Origin of the sequence: [Clostridium] scindens, from assembly GCF_019597925.1 — a bacterium.
Lineage (GTDB): Bacteria > Bacillota > Clostridia > Lachnospirales > Lachnospiraceae > Clostridium_AP.
Window position 1 is genome coordinate 1,759,326 of the sequence record NZ_CP080442.1, and the last position, 18,402, is coordinate 1,777,727.

16 protein-coding genes and 1 riboswitch are annotated in these 18,402 nt (G+C 48.2%); all 16 genes read left to right on the plus strand.

Annotation, left to right across the window (positions count from 1 at the left end):
* The first annotated feature begins 12 nt into the window (after nt 1-12).
* The 16 genes from purF to gltX all read left to right on the plus strand — a co-directional run bounded on the left by purF (nt 13) and on the right by gltX (nt 18,398).
* Nucleotides 13-1,440: an amidophosphoribosyltransferase gene (purF, locus tag K0036_RS08480; RefSeq protein ID WP_173693220.1), complete on the plus strand. Its 1,428-nt coding sequence runs from the start codon at nt 13-15 to the stop codon at nt 1,438-1,440.
* A gap of 42 nt (nt 1,441-1,482) precedes the next feature.
* Nucleotides 1,483-2,916 (plus strand): adenylosuccinate lyase, encoded by a 1,434-nt coding sequence (purB, locus tag K0036_RS08485; RefSeq protein WP_173693221.1) that lies wholly within the window; start codon nt 1,483-1,485, stop codon nt 2,914-2,916.
* An 805-nt stretch (nt 2,917-3,721) separates the two neighbouring features.
* Complete coding sequence (locus tag K0036_RS08490) at nt 3,722-5,092, plus strand: alanine/glycine:cation symporter family protein (protein WP_220431151.1); 1,371 nt, start codon at nt 3,722-3,724, stop codon at nt 5,090-5,092.
* A gap of 152 nt (nt 5,093-5,244) precedes the next feature.
* A riboswitch (glycine riboswitch) is annotated at nt 5,245-5,357 on the plus strand.
* Nucleotides 5,358-5,520: 163 nt separating this feature from the next.
* Entirely contained in the window at nt 5,521-5,907 is a 387-nt protein-coding gene (locus K0036_RS08495; RefSeq protein ID WP_220431152.1) for a GrdX family protein, read from the plus strand.
* Between the two features lie 73 nt (nt 5,908-5,980).
* On the plus strand, nt 5,981-7,261 hold the full coding sequence (locus tag K0036_RS08500) for a glycine/sarcosine/betaine reductase component B subunit (protein WP_009248987.1): 1,281 nt from the start codon (nt 5,981-5,983) through the stop codon (nt 7,259-7,261).
* Nucleotides 7,262-7,279: 18 nt separating this feature from the next.
* Nucleotides 7,280-8,590: a glycine reductase complex selenoprotein B gene (gene grdB / locus K0036_RS08505; protein WP_220431153.1), complete on the plus strand. Its 1,311-nt coding sequence runs from the start codon at nt 7,280-7,282 to the stop codon at nt 8,588-8,590.
* Between the two features lie 27 nt (nt 8,591-8,617).
* Nucleotides 8,618-9,562, plus strand: a complete 945-nt coding sequence (trxB, locus tag K0036_RS08510) for a thioredoxin-disulfide reductase (RefSeq protein ID WP_025643681.1) — start codon at nt 8,618-8,620, stop codon at nt 9,560-9,562.
* A gap of 13 nt (nt 9,563-9,575) precedes the next feature.
* On the plus strand, nt 9,576-9,893 hold the full coding sequence (trxA, locus tag K0036_RS08515; RefSeq protein WP_004606320.1) for a thioredoxin TrxA: 318 nt from the start codon (nt 9,576-9,578) through the stop codon (nt 9,891-9,893).
* A gap of 64 nt (nt 9,894-9,957) precedes the next feature.
* Nucleotides 9,958-10,428, plus strand: coding sequence for a glycine/sarcosine/betaine reductase complex selenoprotein A (grdA, locus tag K0036_RS08520; protein WP_081702180.1), 471 nt, complete (start codon nt 9,958-9,960; stop codon nt 10,426-10,428).
* Between the two features lie 98 nt (nt 10,429-10,526).
* Nucleotides 10,527-12,065, plus strand: coding sequence for a glycine/sarcosine/betaine reductase complex component C subunit beta (gene grdC, locus K0036_RS08525; protein ID WP_025643674.1), 1,539 nt, complete (start codon nt 10,527-10,529; stop codon nt 12,063-12,065).
* Between the two features lie 12 nt (nt 12,066-12,077).
* Complete coding sequence (gene grdD, locus K0036_RS08530; RefSeq protein ID WP_025643673.1) at nt 12,078-13,232, plus strand: glycine/sarcosine/betaine reductase complex component C subunit alpha; 1,155 nt, start codon at nt 12,078-12,080, stop codon at nt 13,230-13,232.
* A 116-nt stretch (nt 13,233-13,348) separates the two neighbouring features.
* Nucleotides 13,349-14,302 (plus strand): InlB B-repeat-containing protein, encoded by a 954-nt coding sequence (locus tag K0036_RS08535; RefSeq protein ID WP_220431154.1) that lies wholly within the window; start codon nt 13,349-13,351, stop codon nt 14,300-14,302.
* Nucleotides 14,303-14,420: 118 nt separating this feature from the next.
* Nucleotides 14,421-15,653 (plus strand): GNAT family N-acetyltransferase, encoded by a 1,233-nt coding sequence (locus K0036_RS08540; RefSeq protein WP_025643669.1) that lies wholly within the window; start codon nt 14,421-14,423, stop codon nt 15,651-15,653.
* Complete coding sequence (locus K0036_RS08545; RefSeq protein ID WP_025643667.1) at nt 15,650-16,111, plus strand: threonine/serine exporter family protein; 462 nt, start codon at nt 15,650-15,652, stop codon at nt 16,109-16,111. Before K0036_RS08540 ends, K0036_RS08545 begins: the two co-directional genes overlap by 4 nt.
* Before the next feature lie 84 nt (nt 16,112-16,195).
* Nucleotides 16,196-16,936: an SIR2 family NAD-dependent protein deacylase gene (locus K0036_RS08550; protein WP_025643665.1), complete on the plus strand. Its 741-nt coding sequence runs from the start codon at nt 16,196-16,198 to the stop codon at nt 16,934-16,936.
* Nucleotide 16,937: 1 nt separating this feature from the next.
* On the plus strand, nt 16,938-18,398 hold the full coding sequence (gltX, locus tag K0036_RS08555) for a glutamate--tRNA ligase (RefSeq protein ID WP_220431155.1): 1,461 nt from the start codon (nt 16,938-16,940) through the stop codon (nt 18,396-18,398).
* Nucleotides 18,399-18,402: the final 4 nt, after the last annotated feature.

The window sequence follows — 18,402 nt, forward strand, 5'->3', positions numbered from 1 at the left end:
GGAGTTGCATTCATGAACAAATTGGAGAAAGTGACAACCGGTTTGGGAGAAGAATGCGGCGTATTTGGAGCCTATGATATGGATGGGGGCGACGTTGCCCCGTCCGTATACTATGGGCTTTTTGCGTTGCAGCACAGAGGACAGGAAAGTTGTGGTATCGCGGTGACGGATACCTATGGCGAGCGCAAGGTGCATTCCAAGAAGGGCCTTGGACTGGTCAACGAAGTCTTCGATGAAGAATCCCTTCAGACATTAAAAGGCAACCTCGGGGTGGGACACGTCCGCTATTCCACTGCCGGAGGCTCCAAAGTTGAAAATGCTATGCCGCTTGTTATCAATTATGTAAAAGGAACGCTGGCAATCGCACATAATGGCAATCTGACCAATGCCATCGAACTGCGCAGAGAATTGGAATATACGGGGGCAATCTTTCAGACGACCATAGACTCGGAAGTGATCGCTTATCATATTGCAAGAGAGCGCCTGAACGTATCGACGGCAGAAGAGGCTGTAAAAAGAGCCATGGGCAAGATTAAAGGCGCGTATGCGCTGGTAGTAAGCTCGCCCCGCAAGATGATCGGAGCCAGGGATCCATTTGGCCTGAAGCCGCTGTGTATCGGAAAGAGGGAAAATACGTATTTTCTCGCTTCGGAGAGCTGCGCGGTCGCGGCGGTGGGCGCGGAATTTATCAGAGATGTAGAGCCAGGCGAGATTGTGACGATTACAAAGGATGGCATACAATCTGATCTGTCGATGGCTATTGAGCCGGAAAGCCAGGCAAGATGTATCTTTGAATATATCTATTTTGCCAGGACGGACAGTACGATTGACAAGGTAAACGTGTACCATTCCAGAATTATTGCAGGAAAAGCGCTTGCACAGTCCTATCCAGTCGACGCGGATCTGGTGGTGGGCGTGCCGGATTCGGGCCTGGTGGCTGCAAAGGGGTATTCAGAACAGTCGGGCATTCCTTACGGAATGGCTTTTCACAAGAACAGTTATGTGGGAAGAACGTTCATCAAGCCCAAGCAGAGCCAGCGGGAAAGCAGCGTAAAGATCAAGTTGAATGTAATCGCAGAAGTCGTAAAGGACAAGAGGATCGTCATGGTGGATGATTCCATCGTGCGGGGAACCACTTGTGCCAATATTATAAAGATGCTGAAAAGAGCAGGCGCGAAAGAAGTTCATGTGCGGATCAGCTCCCCGCCGTTTCTGTATCCTTGCTACTTCGGCACGGATGTACCATCCAATGAGCAGCTGATCGCCCATTCCCATACCACGGAGGAGATACGGGAACTGATAGGGGCAGATTCGCTGGGGTATATGGAGATTGATAAATTAAAGAATATGGTGGGCAGCCTGGGATACTGCGACGCCTGCTTTACCGGCAACTATCCCATGGAGGTACCGGGCAGGGATGTATCCCATGCATTCGAGTAACATGCCCGGCTTTCTATAAAAAAGATTAGGAGAACAATGACGATGACAAATGACAGATACCAAAGCCCTCTTTCTGAGCGGTATGCAAGCAAGGAGATGCAGTATATCTTTTCCCCGGACAAGAAGTTCCGCACCTGGAGAAGACTGTGGATCGCCCTTGCACAGACAGAAAAAGAACTGGGCCTGCCAATCACGGATGAACAGATTGAAGAGTTGAAAGAACATGCAGATGATATCAATTACGACGTGGCAAAGGAAAGAGAAAAGATTGTCCGCCACGATGTAATGTCACACGTATATGCTTATGGACAGCAGTGCCCGAAAGCGAAAGGAATCATACACCTTGGGGCGACCTCCTGCTATGTGGGCGACAATACGGATATGATCCTGATGTCTGAAGCCCTGGATATTGTCAGGAAGAAATTAGTAAATGTAATAGCAGAACTTGCAAAATTCGCAGATGAGTATAAGGGTCTGCCGACGCTTGCGTTTACCCATTTTCAGCCGGCACAGCCTACGACGGTGGGAAAGCGCGCTACCTTATGGATGCAGGAATTCCTGATGGATCTGGAAGATCTGGAATATGTAAAGGGAAGCCTGAAACTTCTGGGATCAAAGGGAACGACCGGAACGCAGGCAAGTTTCCTGGAGTTATTTGATGGGGATCAGGAGACCATTGACAAGATTGATCCGATGATCGCGGAGAAGATGGGATTTGAGGCCTGCTATCCGGTATCCGGACAGACCTATTCCCGCAAAGTAGATACCAGAGTGCTCAATGTCCTTGCGGGAATTGCGGCCAGCGCTCACAAATTCTCCAATGATATCCGCCTGCTTCAGCATTTGAAGGAAGTGGAGGAGCCGTTCGAAAAGACACAGATTGGCTCATCCGCAATGGCATATAAGAGAAACCCTATGAGAAGCGAAAGAATCGCGTCGCTGTCACGCTATGTAATGGTGGATGCCCTGAATCCGGCCATCACATCCGCGACCCAGTGGTTCGAAAGAACCCTGGATGACTCCGCGAATAAGCGTCTCAGCGTGCCAGAAGGCTTTCTGGCTATTGACGGCATCCTTGATCTTTGCCTGAACGTGGTGGATGGCCTGGTAGTATATCCGAAGGTGATTGAAAAGCGCCTGATGTCTGAACTCCCATTTATGGCAACAGAGAATATCATGATGGATGCAGTGAAGGCAGGAGGAGACAGACAGGAACTTCACGAAAGAATCCGCGAACTGTCCATGGAAGCAGGCAGGAATGTAAAAGAAAAGGGCCTGGATAACAATCTGCTGGAACTGATCGCTAAAGATCCGGCGTTTAACTTAAGCGAAGAAGAACTGAAAAAGACCATGGATCCAACCAAGTATACGGGCCGTGCCTGTGTACAGGTAGAGGCATTCCTTAAGAATGTAGTCAATCCTATGCTGGAAGAGAACAAGGATTTGCTGGGAATGACGGCAGAGATTAACGTGTAAGGGATATCTGGTGATGCAAGGCGTAGCTGGTTGAACAGGACATCCGGCCAAAGCGGCGGGGAGGGTTCCGACTCGCTTCGCCGGGTCTTTGTAACTTCAAAAGCCGCCAGAATGTGGTAACCGAGTCTATTCGGCGTGAAATCCTGAAAGGATTTCGCACCTCAGAGACTCTTGGTAATTTTATCTGAGATAAAATTACCATACCGCATTCTGGCGGCTTTTTCAGCAACAAAGACCATAGGCTTGCTCGACGGAATCCACCCCGCCGCTTCGGCCGGCCTGGCTGTGGCAGGCAATTACGCATCTGCATTATCGGGAGAAATTACAGTAGAGGAATAGCCGCGAGAAAATCATTGTGGGTGTTACTTAAAGAAATTGCCAACGAGGTGAAGGGAGCGGGATGGGACGGGTGGGAAATTGCGGAGGTAAGTGGAGGCGTCCGGAATATCCATGCCCGCGATGTTAGCCTGTGAAAGAGGAGTCAGCCGACGACTTTTACACAGGCTTACATCCCGGTGCATGAGATGCAGGCGCCGCAACGTCGCAGCAATTTCCCACCCGTCCCATCCCGCGTTCTCCACACCCCAAATTTCTTCCCCCAAAAATTGGAAGCTTTCCACAAATTTCATCTTCTAACATAACGTAAATTCAACATGCAATTAGCACAATTGAAGAAATCTCACCAAAAATACTCAAACGTGCAGAATGGTATTGCAAAAACATTGATAATATTTTATCATAAACGTATCAAATGATTTCAAGGAATCATCACTGATATCTATGAGAAAAGGAGGGAACTATTAACATGGAGACATTGAATAACATTGTCTTGACAATCCAGCATTATCTTGCGGATTACATTTTGATCATTGCGCTTCTTTTGGGAGGCCTGTGGTTTTCACTCCGTCTTGGCTTTATCCAGGTGAGGGGATTTGGCGAAGGCATGAGGCGGACATTTGGGGGACTGTTCCACAAGAAAGGCGAGGCGGGAGCAGACGGCATGTCTTCTTTCCAGGCGCTGGCGACAGCGATTGCCGCACAAGTAGGAACCGGCAACATCGCGGGAGCGGCTACAGCGCTGGCGGTAGGAGGCCCGGGAGCCATCTTCTGGATGTGGATCGCGGCTTTCCTTGGAATGGCTACGATCTTCGCAGAGGCCATCATGGCACAGAAGTATAAGCAGGTAGGAAAAGACGGTGAGATTACAGGAGGCCCTGTATACTATATCCGTGCTGCATTCAAAGGGACCTTTGGAAAGGTGCTGGCTGGCATTTTTGCCGTTCTGATCATCCTGGCGCTTGGATTTATGGGAAATGCCGTGCAGTCTAACTCTATCGCGGCAGCCTTCCATACAGCATTTGGTATTCCGCAGGTGGCTATGGGAGTTGTTATTGCCATTCTGGCATTGTTCGTATTTGTAGGCGGAATGAAGCGAATCGCGAAAGTAACAGAGACGATCGTTCCAATCATGGCAGCCCTTTACATAGTTGGCGCGCTGATCGTAATCATCTATAACTATAAGAATATACCATACGCATTCCACGCAATCGTAGTTGGCGCATTCAACCCGGCGGCCATTTCAGGCGGCGCTGTCGGCGCTACGATCAAGCGGGCGCTGACCAAAGGCGTGGCCCGCGGATTGTTCTCCAATGAGGCAGGTATGGGCTCGACACCGCATGCCCATGCGGTGGCAAAGGTAGATCATCCGGTTGAGCAGGGATTTGTCGCCATGGTAGGCGTATTTATCGATACATTCATCGTGCTGAACCTGACTGCCCTTGTGATCATCACGACCAAGTCAATCCCTTCCGGCAAGACGGGAGCGGAACTGAGCCAGTACGCATTCTCGACACTGTATGGGAAAGGCGGAGACATCTTTATTGCGGTATGCATGTTCTTCTTCGCATTCTCTACGATCATAGGATGGTATTTCTTTGGCCAGGCCAATGTGAAATATTTGTTCGGACCTAAGGCAGTCAAAGTATATTCTGTTCTCGTGGCCGGATGCGTAGTACTCGGATCACTTGCACAGGTTGACCTTGTATGGAACATGGCAGACTGCTTCAACTCTATGATGGTATTGCCGAATATCCTGGCATTGTTCGCCCTGAGCGGCATGATCAAGAAGGTGCACGACGATTACTATCAAAACTTTTTGAGAAATAAGAAAAAGTAATATTGCATAAAAATCCACCTAGAAATTTATGGAAAACAACTAAAATAAGTTTGATTTTCCTTTGAGGTTGCAAAAAAATTAACGATAGGTTATTATAGGGATAGGCGATAGGTTATATTCACATTGTCTATAAGTAAAATTGAAAAGTGGGATGATGTTTCTCAAGAGAGAGTTGGAATATCCAGCCGCCGAAGAGGCAAGCCGGGCGTGTGATGGTGAGCGCATGCAAGGTGAAACTTTCAGGCAAAAGGACTGGGAAACGTACCACATTCTGAATCTTGTGCTGTATGGTAAAGCGTATTTTTTAAAACATATTATCAGGGCAAAAGACAGAAAGGACGATATATACACAAGATGTGTTTAAATCGTCCTTTTTTAGTGGGCTTAAAAACCTAACGAAAATGTACCGAAAGGAGAAGGTGGATCAGATGAGTCAGGGCAATTATTTCATAATAACCAATAATCCACTGGTTTTAGAAAAGCTTGGCGAGACGCACAATGTAATATATCAAGAGATTTCCTATGAAGAGGTTCTTAAGGAAGTCAGAGACAGAATCCACGAAGGGCACTTGCTTTTATCACATCCCTTATCCGGAAGTGTGAAGCCTAATGAAACACCATACAAATCAGTTATGCTGTCAAAGGGAAAGGGGGAGATGGACGAAAGGTCATTGTCGATTATTGAAAATGCCATACAGACCTGCGGCAAGTTCCAATTCAGGTCGGACAAGTACAAGCCTGAGGTATACGCGGACTTTCAGCTGATTGACTGGACCTTGATAGAAAGTGGATTGGCATCGGCAGATGCTTGGTAGGTCTTTTTGAGAGAGGTTGTAAAGCATTGCAGCTTAAACAATATTAATATTCTTTTGAAGGAGGGAATCACAAGTGAGATTAGAAATGGGACACATTTACATTAAGGATATCCAGTTTGCTTCAGAGTCCAAGATTGAAGACGGAATCCTCTATGTATCCGAAGAAGCCGCTAAGGCGGTTGCTCTTGAAGACGAGAAGATCAAGAGCGTATCATTTGACATTGCAAAGCCAGGAGAATCAGTAAGAATCACGCCGGTTAAAGACGTTATTGAGCCACGAGTGAAAGTTGAAGGAAGAGGGGGAATCTTCCCGGGCGTTATCTCAAAGGTTGATACGGTAGGCGAAGGAAAGACATATGCATTAAAGGGAATGGCTGTAGTAACAGCAGGAAGAATCGTAGGATTCCAGGAAGGAATCATCGATATGACCGGTCCTGGAGCAGACTACACTCCATTTTCCAAGACGCTCAACCTGGTTATGGTATGCGAGCCGGTTGATGGAATCAAACAGCATGATTATGAGAAGGCCGTAAGATTCGCAGGATTTAGAGTTGCTGCCTATATTGGGGAATTGGCACGTGACCTGACGCCTGACGAGACGAAGGTATATGAGACATGCACGATCAAGGAAGGCCTTGAGAAATATCCGGAACTTCCAAGGGTTGCATATGTACAGATGCTTCAGAGCCAGGGACTTCTGCATGATACATACGTATACGGCGTAGACGCTAAGAAGATTGTTCCTACCATCTTAAGCCCAACGGAAGTTATGGATGGAGCCATCGTATCCGGTAACTGCGTATCCGCGTGCGACAAGAACCCGACTTATGTACATCTGAATAATCCGGTTGTTGAAGACTTATTCGAACAGCACGGAAAGACATTGAACTTTGTATGCCACATTATCACCAACGAGAATGTTTATCTGGCAGACAAGCAGCGTTCATCCGACTGGACAGCAAAACTCTGCAAGATGTTAGATCTTGATGGAGCTATCGTATCTCAGGAAGGATTCGGCAATCCGGATACGGACCTGATCATGAACTGCAAGAAGATCGAGGCAGAAGGCGTTAAGACCGTCATCATTACAGACGAGTATGCTGGACGCGATGGAAAATCCCAGTCACTGGCAGATGCAGATGCGGCGGCAGATGCAGTTGTAACCGGCGGTAATGCAAATCAGGTAATTATCCTGCCGAAACTTGATAAAGTCATTGGAACCCTGGACTATGTTACAAAGATTGCAGGCGCAAGCGAGGAGACCCTTCGCGAAGACGGCTCCCTGGAAGTCGAACTTCAGGTACTTACAGGTGCAACAAACGAGACTGGTTTCAATAAACTGAGCGCGAGATAAGGAAGGGAGGATAAGATAATGGCTAAAATTAAAGTTGTTCATTACATCAATCAGTTCTTTGCACAGATTGGTGGAGAAGAAAAGGCAGATTATCCGGCAGAACTTCGCGTGGGCGAGGTAGTTGGACCGGGTATGGCGCTTATGGCAAGTTTTAAAGACGAGGCAGAGATCATCGCTACGATCGTATGCGGAGACTCTTATTTCAATGAGAATCTGGACAAGGCAAAAGCAGATGTCCTTGCAATGGTAAAGGAGCAGAATCCTGACATATTCGTAGCAGGGCCTGCATTTAACGCGGGACGCTATGGCGTTGCCTGCGCGACGATCGCGGCAGCGGTACAGGAAGAACTGGGAATTCCAGCAGTAACTGGAATGCATGTTGAGAACCCTGGCGCAGATATGTTCAAGGATAAGGTATATATCGTATCTACCAAGAACAGCGCGGCAGGCATGAGGGATGCTGTAAGCAAGATGGCGCCTCTGACACTGAAGATCGCAAAAGGAGAGCCGATCGGCGCTTCCGCTGAAGAAGGGTATATCCCGAACGGCGTACGCGTGAACTTCTTCGAGAAGGAGAGAGGATCTAAGAGAGCAGTCAAGATGCTGCTCAACAAGTTAAATGACAAGCCGTATACCACAGAGTATCCGATGCCAGACTTCGACAGAGTTGATCCGAATCCGGCAGTCAAAGATCTCGCGCATGCAAAGATCGCACTGGTTACTTCCGGCGGAATCGTTCCGAAGGGCAATCCGGATCACATCGAAAGTTCCAGCGCTTCCCACTACGGAGAGTATGATATCGCAGGCGTTATGGATCTGACAGAAGAGACCTACGAGACCGCTCACGGCGGATACGACCCGGTATACGCGAACGAGGATTCTGACCGCGTGCTGCCAGTAGACGTTCTGCGCGACATGGAGAAGGAAGGAATCATTGGAGAACTGCATCACCTGTTCTACACCACGACAGGAAACGGTACAGCCGTTGCATCCGCAAAGGCATTTGCCGCTGAATTTTCTGCCAAGCTTAAGGCCGACGGAGTAGACGCAGTAATCCTCACCTCTACTTGAGGTACCTGTACTCGTTGCGGTGCAACGATGGTAAAAGAAGTAGAGAGAGCAGGAATCCCTGTCGTACACATCTGTACAGTAACGCCTATCTCTATGACAGTAGGCGCGAACAGAATCGTTCCGGCTATCGCTATTCCTCATCCTCTTGGCAATCCGGCTCTGGATAAAGACGAGGAGAAAGAACTTCGCCGCCACATCGTTGAAAAGGCATTGAAGGCCTTGACAACAGAAGTAGACGGACAGACAATTTTCGACTAGTATATAGGTGAAGGAGAATAACAGAAAATGAGCAAGATATATGACGTTATTATCCTGGGTGCAGGTCCTGCCGGCTTAGCGGCAGGACTGTACGCAGGCAGAAGCCGTCTTTCCACGCTGATCATTGAGAAGGGACAGGACGGCGGACAGATTGCGATCACAGATGAGATTGAGAACTATCCGGGACAGATCGTGGAAGGCGAGTCCGGCCCATCCCTGATCGCAAGAATGACACAGCAGGCAGAGAAGTTCGGCGCAGAGCGCGTGTCCGATACGATCAAGGAAGTACAGCTGGATGGCGATGTAAAGGTATTAAAGAGCGAAAAGAACGAATACCAGGGCAAGAATGTCATCATCGCGACAGGAGCATATTCTAGGCCGATCGGATGCAAGGGCGAGGCAGAGTTCATGGGCAAGGGCGTATCTTACTGCGCTACCTGTGATGCCAACTTCTTTGAAGATTTCGAAGTATACGTTGTTGGCGGCGGAGATTCCGCGGTGGAAGAAGCAATGTATCTGACGAAATTCGCAAGAAAGGTAACTATCATCCACAGACGGAATGAACTTCGTGCCGCAAAATCCATTCAGGAAAAGGCATTTGCAAATCCGAAGATCGATTTCTTCTGGGATTCCGTTGTAGAGGAAGTCTATGGAGATGACATTCTTCAGGGAATGATCGTAAAGAATGTCAAGACAGGCGAGACGAGAAAGGTCGAGGCTGATCCGGAAGATGGCATGTTCGGCTTGTTTGGATTCATCGGAACGGTTCCGAATTCCAAACTGTTCGAAGGCATCATCGATATGGACGAAAGAGGGTATATTAAGACGGATGAAGATATGCACACCAATATCCCGGGCGTTTACGCAGCCGGAGATGTGCGCATCAAGAGTCTGAGACAGGTTGTGACTGCAGCGGCCGATGGAGCAATTGCAGCAGTACAGGTAGAAAGAAGCATGTCAGATTATTTTTAAGGAGGATGTTACCATGTTAGATTTAACGAAGGAAAACTTTGAGGAAGAAGTATTAAAGGCAGAAGGATATGTATTCGTAGACTTCTACGGAGACGGATGCGTGCCATGCCAGGCATTGATGCCAAAGGTACATGAATTTGCTGATACCTATGGAGATAAGATGAAATTCACATCCCTGAATACGACAAAGGCACGCCGTCTTGCAATCGCACAGAAGGTTCTGGGCCTTCCTGTTATGGCTATCTATAAGGATGGAGCCAAGGTTGAGGAAGTAGTAAAGGATGACGCTACTCCAGAAAATATTGAAGCGATGATTAAGAAATACATCTAAAGGATGATTTCTGAATCATAGATAAACAACATGTTTACCACATTAGAAAGGAGAAAGCATAATTATGGCTATTTTAGAAGGCAAAAAAGCAATAATTATCGGAGACCGTGATGGAATTCCAGGCCCTGCAATCGCTGAGTGCGTGAAAACTGCTGGCGCTGAGATCGTATTTTCATCCACGGAATGTTTCGTCTGAACGAGCGCAGGCGCAATGGACTTAGAGAATCAGAAGAGAGTTAAAGAATTCGCAGAAGAGTATGGTGCAGAGAACTTAGTAGTAGTTCTTGGTGCAGCAGAAGGCGAAGCTGCAGGACTTGCAGCTGAGACTGTTACTTTAGGCGATCCAACTTTCGCAGGTCCATTGACAGGGGTCCAGCTTGGACTCGCGGTATATCACGTATGTGAACCTGAGATCAAAGAAGAATTTGACGAAGCAGTTTATGATGAGCAGATCAGCATGATGGAAATGGTTCTTGATGTAGATGACATCGTATCAGAGATGACAGCAATCAGAGACCAGGTTGAGCAGGCTTAAGTAAGCCGCGTCAGGCAATTGAGGAGGGGCAGGCCACGCGTACCCGCTAAGGGTCTGTCCCTTTTCTTATGAATGAGCTGAAGAAAGGTGGCAAACCAATGAATAGTGTAATCAAAGGAGCAAGCTACGTATTAGTACATACTCCTGATATGGTTTTATATAATGGAACAACCCAGACAACAGAGAGAATTGTGAATCCGGATTCCGAATATCTGAAAGAAGTGCCGAAGCATCTGCGCTCTTATGAGGATGCGGTAGCCTATTGGCCGAATCAGACATACATCGGCAATGTTCACCCGGACGAACTGTCAGAGGTAGAGTTCCCATGGTATGATAAGAAAAAGGAAGGCGCCCAGCGCTATGGAAAATATGGCGAGATTATGCCGGAGGAAGAGTTCCTCTTCCTGGTACAGGCCAGTGACATGTTCGAAGTAGTAAAACTGGACAAAGAATTTGTAGCAAAGTATAAAGACGCATTTGCCAAGAATCCGATCATCTCTGAAGACATCGTCGAGAAGATTACGGATGGAGTGGAACTTGCCGAGATCGAGCATCTGATGGCAGACGACCATGCAGAAGGGCTCTATTTTGAAGATAAGCTGGTAGGCTGCGTGAAGCCTGCGCACGATATCGATGTGAATTTATCCGCTCATGTAATGCACGAGAACCTGATGAGCAAGGCATCCAGCGTTCTTTCTATTCTTTATGCGGTACGCAACGCGGGAATTGACAAGGCAGACGTAGAATACGTGATCGACTGCGCAGAGGAAGCTTGCGGCGATATGAACCAGCGCGGCGGCGGTAACTTTGCAAAAGCAGCGGCCGAGATCGCAGGCCTGGTAAGCGCATCCGGATCTGACGCAAGAGGATTCTGCGCGGCTCCTACCCATGCGATTATTGAAGCGGCTGCACTGGTTAAGTCCGGCGCTTATAAGACGGTTATCGTTACAGCTGGCGGATGTACTGCCAAACTTGGAATGAACGGCAAGGATCACATCAAGAAAGGGCTTCCAATCCTGGAAGACTGCCTTGGCGGATTTGCCGTAGTTATCTCTGAGAATGACGGCGTAAGCCCTGAGATCGACTTAGGCATGCTTGGACGCCACTGCGTAGGAACAGGATCTGCGCCGCAGGCAGTTATCGGAAGCCTGGTATCAGATCCGCTTGACAGAGTCGGAATGAAACTTACGGATATCGACAAGTATTCACCGGAAATGCAGAATCCGGATATCACGAAGCCAGCAGGAGCAGGAGATGTTCCGATGGCTAACTATAAGATGATTGCAGCGCTTGCAGTAAAACGTGGCGAACTTGACAGGAAAGAACTGGCCAACTTTACGAAGGAGCATGGCCTTACCGGATGGGCTCCGACACAGGGACACATTCCGTCAGGAGTGCCTTATGTAGGATTTGCCTGCGAAGATATTAAGGAAGGCAAGATTAAGAACGCTATGATTATCGGAAAGGGAAGTCTGTTCTTAGGACGTATGACGAACCTGTTTGACGGCGTTTCCTTTGTAATCCACGGTAACACAGCTGCACAGGAAGAAGCAGCAGCCGGAGTATCCGAAGAAGAAGTCAAGGGACTGATTGCCAAGGCTATGAAAGACTTTGCTTCTACCCTGATGGCAGAGTAAGGGGTGGTGACTATGGCAAATAATATTGAAAAGATGATTGCCACCACGTTCATGGAGATGGCAGAAGGCCTGGAGACAGGAAGTTTCGGCAAGAGGCCGAAGATCGCCCTCACTGGCATGGGCAGCGAGCACGGGGAAGCGAACGCCATGGAAGCGGCAGTTGCCGCGGCAAAAGAGGGGATTGACGTATACTACATCGGTACATTGGAGGCCGAGGGAGTAACGACGGTCAAAGTGGCTAATGACGAAGAAGGCCACAAGAAGATGGAAGAACTTCTGAAGAATAAGGAAGTGGACGGTGCGGTCACCATGCATTTCCCATTCCCGATTGGCGTATCCACTGTGGGGCGTGCGATTACGCCAGCTAAGGGAAAAGAGATGTATGTGGCAACCACCACAGGCACTTCCAGCGCTGACCGTATCGAGGGCATGATCAAGAATGCCATCTACGGAATCATCGCAGCTAAGGCTTGCGGCAATGCGGACCCGACGGTAGGCATCCTGAATGTAGACGGAGCACGCCAGACGGAGATCGCGTTAAAGCAGTTGAAAGAAAACGGTTATGACATTACATTTGCAGAGTCGGCAAGAGCAGACGGAGGATGCGTCATGAGAGGAAACGATGTCCTTCAGGGCTCTCCGGACATCATGGTATGTGATTCACTGTCAGGAAACATCTTGATAAAAATGCTGTCTTCCTATACGACAGGAGGAAGCTTCGAGGCATCCGGATATGGATATGGCCCGGGAATCGGCGAAGGCTATGACCAGCTGGTCATGATCGTATCCCGTGCTTCCGGCGCGCCGCTGATCGCTGGAGCAATCCGCTATGCAGCACAGCTGGTAAGAGGCAAGATATTCGAAGTTGCAAAGAAGGAATTCGAGGCTGCCAACAAGGCAGGCCTTAAAGATATCCTTGCAGCGAGAAAGGCTGCCGATAAGCCGGCTGCAGCGCAGGAAGAAGTAACAGCGCCTCCGAAGGAGGTAGTAACCTCGCAGATCGCAGGAATCGAGATCATGGATCTGGAAGACGGCGTAAAAGCCCTCTGGAAGATCGGCGTCTATGCAGAGAGTGGTATGGGCTGCACAGGACCGATTATCCTGGTATCTGACGCGAATCTTGCAAAGGCAGAAGAAGAACTGAAAAAGGCAGGATATATTAATTAGCATTTATTCGGTGATAACACCAGATTGTTTAAGGAAAGTGGCGTCTTGAGGTGTCAAGATGCCACTTTCTTTTATCTCCTTATGGTTTTATAATAAAACCGTGAGGTATTAAGAGAATGGAAGCAGTTATAAAAATGACGGTTCCGGCAGCAAGGACCCACGTTCGCTGGAGGCAGATTGCGGACGGAGTCTTGCTTGCTGGAGTATTAGCGACCCTATATATCTATGCAAGGGTTCAGGGATTGACATATGCGGAGATGTCGGGAGGCGCTGGAAATGGATATGAAATATTGGATGCAGGAATGTCGATGCCTGTGCAGGCACTTCCGGATTCGGCGATAGGAGTGATCGATATCTCAGGGCTTGGAGGTCTGATTGCGGTTAGAAAAAGTATGGAGGAGGCTCCCGTGTCCGTGGACGAGGACAGTCAGGCGCTGCCTTTTGCGACTTCAATACCGGACATAGCCTTGCAGATGCCGGAGGCAGACTTGACCGATGGTGGCAAAGGGGAGGAAGATGATGTACCCATAACGGCTTTGGCGGTATCCGCATATGGCAATGGTGGCATTCCGGAACTTACCACATTTACGGTGGAGCCAGAGAACTTCGATGCAGCGTCCCTTGAGATTCCAAGAAGGCTTGGAAAGGAATTTGACGGATGGTATCTGGATGCTGCCTGCACAAAGCCCTTTGATGGGCTGGCAGAGAATCAGAAGGCATTAGAATTGTATGCTGGATGGAAAGAATTCGACGGATTTATCTGCAATGACAAGGGACACATTACAGATTATACGGATCTGTCCGTGGCAACGGATGGAATTCTGGCATTCCCAAGGAGCCCGGATTGCACAGGAATAGAGTATGGCTCTTTGGAAGGCCTGGAAGATATTGTGATGGAAGTCTACATCTATACCAATATTACTTATATCGCGCCGGAAACCTTTGATCATCTGTACTTTCTGATGTACATCGAAGTGGCGCCAGGGAATCCTAATTACTACAGCAAGGACGGAATTTTATATTCTTCCTCAGGGGAACTGGTGGCTTATCCCAACGGGAGGAATCTATAGAGGGCAGGATCTTTAGCAGTTTGAAAGGTCCTGCCCTAAAACTTTACAAAAATATACTATAATTTTTGGAATGCCGGTGCTATAATAGATTGGATTAAATTTTTACAGGGAGCAGGCTATGAATATTCAACTGATAACCGAAGGCAAAAAAGACTATATGGATATGCTGCTGCTGGCGGACCCGCAGGAGGATATGATTGAGAAATATCTTGGTAAAGGAGAGATGTTCATTCTGATAGATCAGGGCGAGGTCCGGACAGTCTGTGTCGTAGAACTGCTGAAAAACAGGAAATGCGAGCTGAAAAATATCGCGACCAGGGAAGGCGACCAGGGAAAAGGCTATGGAAAGTATATGATCCATTTTATCTGCGAGCATTACAGCAACCGATGCGATACCATGTATGTAGGTACAGGGAACTGCGCAAAGTCTATTGGATTCTATGAAAAGTGCGGATTTGCCAATTCCCATATTGTGGCTAATTTTTTTACGGATAACTACCGGGAGCCGATCTATGAAGACGGGGTCCTTCTTACGGATATGGTGTACTTGAAGAAGAGCCTGGATTCTGAGATAGACGTAAAGAAAGTGGTAGATATTGCCCTGGAGGCAGGAAGGATCCTGCTTAAGAATGGCGCTGAGATATTCCGCGTGGAAGAGACGATTACTAGAATCTGCCACCGGTTCCATGTGGAGCATGTAGATATATTTACCTTAAGCCATGGTATCTTCATTAGCGCGGAGAACGGCCTGGAAGAAGCCTATACGAAGGTGAAGCATGTTCCGCTGTCCGCGCCTCATCTTGGCATTGTGGCAGAGGTTAATGATCTATCCAGGGAGATCTCGAGCGGATACGTAAGTATGGAAGAGGCGGTAGAGAGACTGAAAGAGATTGACCGGATACCGCCCAAAAAGGATTATTTCCAGATCCTGGCGGCAGGAGTCGGAAGCGGCTTTTTCGGATATCTTCTTGGAGCGACGGCGCTGGAAAGCATGATCGCCTTTTGCATAGGGTGCATACTGTACATGTGGGTGCTGGCAGGGAAAAAGCACAATATGTCAAAGATCATTATTAATATTGTAGGCGGCGTGATCATCACGGCCCTTGCCATCTGCGCCAAGCATGTACCGATTTTTGGCGAGGTGAAGATGGAAGGGATGATTATCGGATCCATCATGCCCCTGGTACCGGGAGTGGCATTTGTCAATGCCATCCGGGATATTGCGGACAGTGATTTTCTGTCGGGCACGGTGCGCATGATCGATGCCATTCTGGTCTTCGTCTACATCGCTATCGGGGTCGGCTTTACTTTAAGCGTATATAATAACATGATCGGAGGGCTGGTATTATGATGCATGAGTTTATGATAAATATAGTCTGCCCTTTCATGGGAACCATGGGATATGCCGTGCTGTTCAATGTCCCCAGACGCTTTTACTTAAGCTGCGGGATGACGGGAACCGCAGGCTGGCTGGTATTCAAGGCAATGCAGGGATACGCTTCCGCGGCGGTTGCGTCTTTTCTGGGGGCTTTGGTAGTGGTGCTGATATCCCGGATGCTTACGGTTAAGATGAAGTGCCCGATCACCATCTTCCTGGTATCAGGAATCTTTCCGCTGGTGCCAGGCGCCGGCATCTATTATACGGCCTACTATCTGGTGACCAACCAGCTGGCGCTGGCGGCGCAGAAAGGCCTGGAATCGGTGAAGATCGCGTTTGGCATCGTGCTTGGAATCGTATTCATCGTATCCATTCCAAGAGAAGCATTCCAAATCAAGTATTGGAGGCAAAGAAGGCTTAGAAAAGGTTGATGTAGGCGAAGCGGATGTGCTACAATATGTTTACAATCCAGAGAGAAAGCTGGGGTTGATTACAGCAAGAAGGAGGGTGAGCATATGTTAGGAAAGACGTTAGTGCAGATACTAAAGGAAAGCAAGTATACCACGGTCTTAAGCGGAGTTGGGATGCTGCAGGAAAGCGAATATCCGGCGATAAGAGATGGCGAAGAGTCCTATGATATCGAGTCAAGATACGGATATTCCATTGAAGAGATGTTTTCCAGTTCCTTTTACTCCACGAGGAAAGAACAGTTCTACGAGTTCTACCGCAATGAATTGCTGAGTACCTTGGATAGGCCGCCGGGGAAGTGCTTTTATGAGATGGCAGAGCTGGAGCGCAGAGGAATGTTCCAATCCATCATTACGAGAAGGATCTGCGGCCTTCCCACAAGAGCCGGATGCAAGAATGTAATCGAACTGCATGGAAATGTATTTGATAATTACTGCCCGCACTGCGGACGGAAGTATTCCATGGAATTCGTCAGGGATACCGGAAAAGTACCTCTGTGCGAGGCGTGCAAGACGCCGGTGCGGCCGAATGTATGCCTGTTTGGCGAGATGGTAGACAACCGGATCATGACAAGAGCGGCAGAAGAAGTACAAAGAGCCGATGTGCTGCTGGTGCTGGGAACCAACCTGAAGTCCTATCTATGCACCCAGCTGGTAAAATACTATGACGGAGATAAACTGGTGCTGGTCAATGCGGTACCCCATTTCTCCGATCGGCTTGCCGATATTTCCATCAATGACAGGGTGGATAATACTTTGGAAAAAATATTAAAAGAATTAGGAGACTGACATGAGCAAGGTAAGAACAAGATTTGCACCAAGCCCCACAGGGAGGATGCATGTAGGAAACTTAAGAACAGCGCTTTATGCTTATCTGATCGCAAAGCATGAGGGCGGAGATTTTATGCTGAGAATTGAAGACACGGATCAGGAACGCTTTGTGGATGGAGCGTTGGAGATTATTTATCATACATTGGAAGAGACAGGGCTTATCCATGATGAAGGCCCGGATAAGGATGGCGGCGTAGGCCCTTACGTACAGAGCGAGAGGAATGCTTCCGGCCTGTATCTGCAGTATGCGAAGCAGCTGATCGATCAGGGGGATGCCTATTATTGCTTCTGCGACAAGGAGAGGCTGGACTCTTTAAAGAGCAAGGTATCTGAAGATGGCGGTACGGAGATCGTGGTCTATGACAAGCATTGCCTGGGACTTAGCAAGGAAGAAGTCGAAGCCAATCTGGCGGCTGGCAAGCCTTATGTCATACGATTCAATATGCCGACAGAGGGTACCACCACATTCCATGACGAGATCTATGGCGATATCTCTGTTCCCAACGAGGAATTGGATGATCTGATACTGATCAAGTCAGACGGATATCCGACGTACAATTTTGCCAATGTAATCGATGACCATCTGATGGGAATCACCCATGTGGTCAGGGGAAATGAATACCTGTCCTCTGCTCCCAAGTATAATAAGATCTATGAGGCATTTGGCTGGGAGGTTCCGGTATACGTGCACTGCCCGCTGATTACGGATGAGAACCACAAGAAGTTAAGCAAGCGCTGCGGGCACTCTTCCTACGAGGATCTGATCGACCAGGGATTCGTCAAGGAGGCAGTGGTAAACTATGTAGCTCTGCTGGGCTGGTGCCCTTCCGACAATCAGGAGATATTCTCTCTTGAGGAACTGGTGAAGGCGTTCGACTACCGCCATATGAGCAAGTCGCCGGCCGTGTTCGATGTCGTGAAACTGAAATGGATGAATGGAGAATATCTGAAAGCCATGGATTTTGACAGGTTCTATGGCATGGCAGAGCCTTATATCAAGGAAGTGGTTACAAAGCCTTATGACCTTAGGAAGATCGCGTCCCTTGTAAAAACGAGAATTGAGATATTCCCGGATATCCGGGAACAGATCGATTTCTTTGAGGAACTGCCGGAGTATGACATATCCATGTATTGTCACAAGAAGATGAAGACCAATGAAGAAAACTCTCTGGAAGTATTAAAAGATGTGCTTGACATTCTAAAAGGCCAGGATGACTTCAGCAATGACGGGCTGTTTGCGGCTTTGAAAGGATACGTGGATGAAAAAGGCTATAAGACCGGATTTGTGATGTGGCCGGTAAGAACCGCGGTATCCGGCAAGCAGAACACTCCTGGAGGAGCAACGGAGATTATGGAGATTCTCGGCAAAGAGGAATCTCTTGCACGTATCAGAAGAGGCATTGAATTATTAAGCAAGTAAGGGG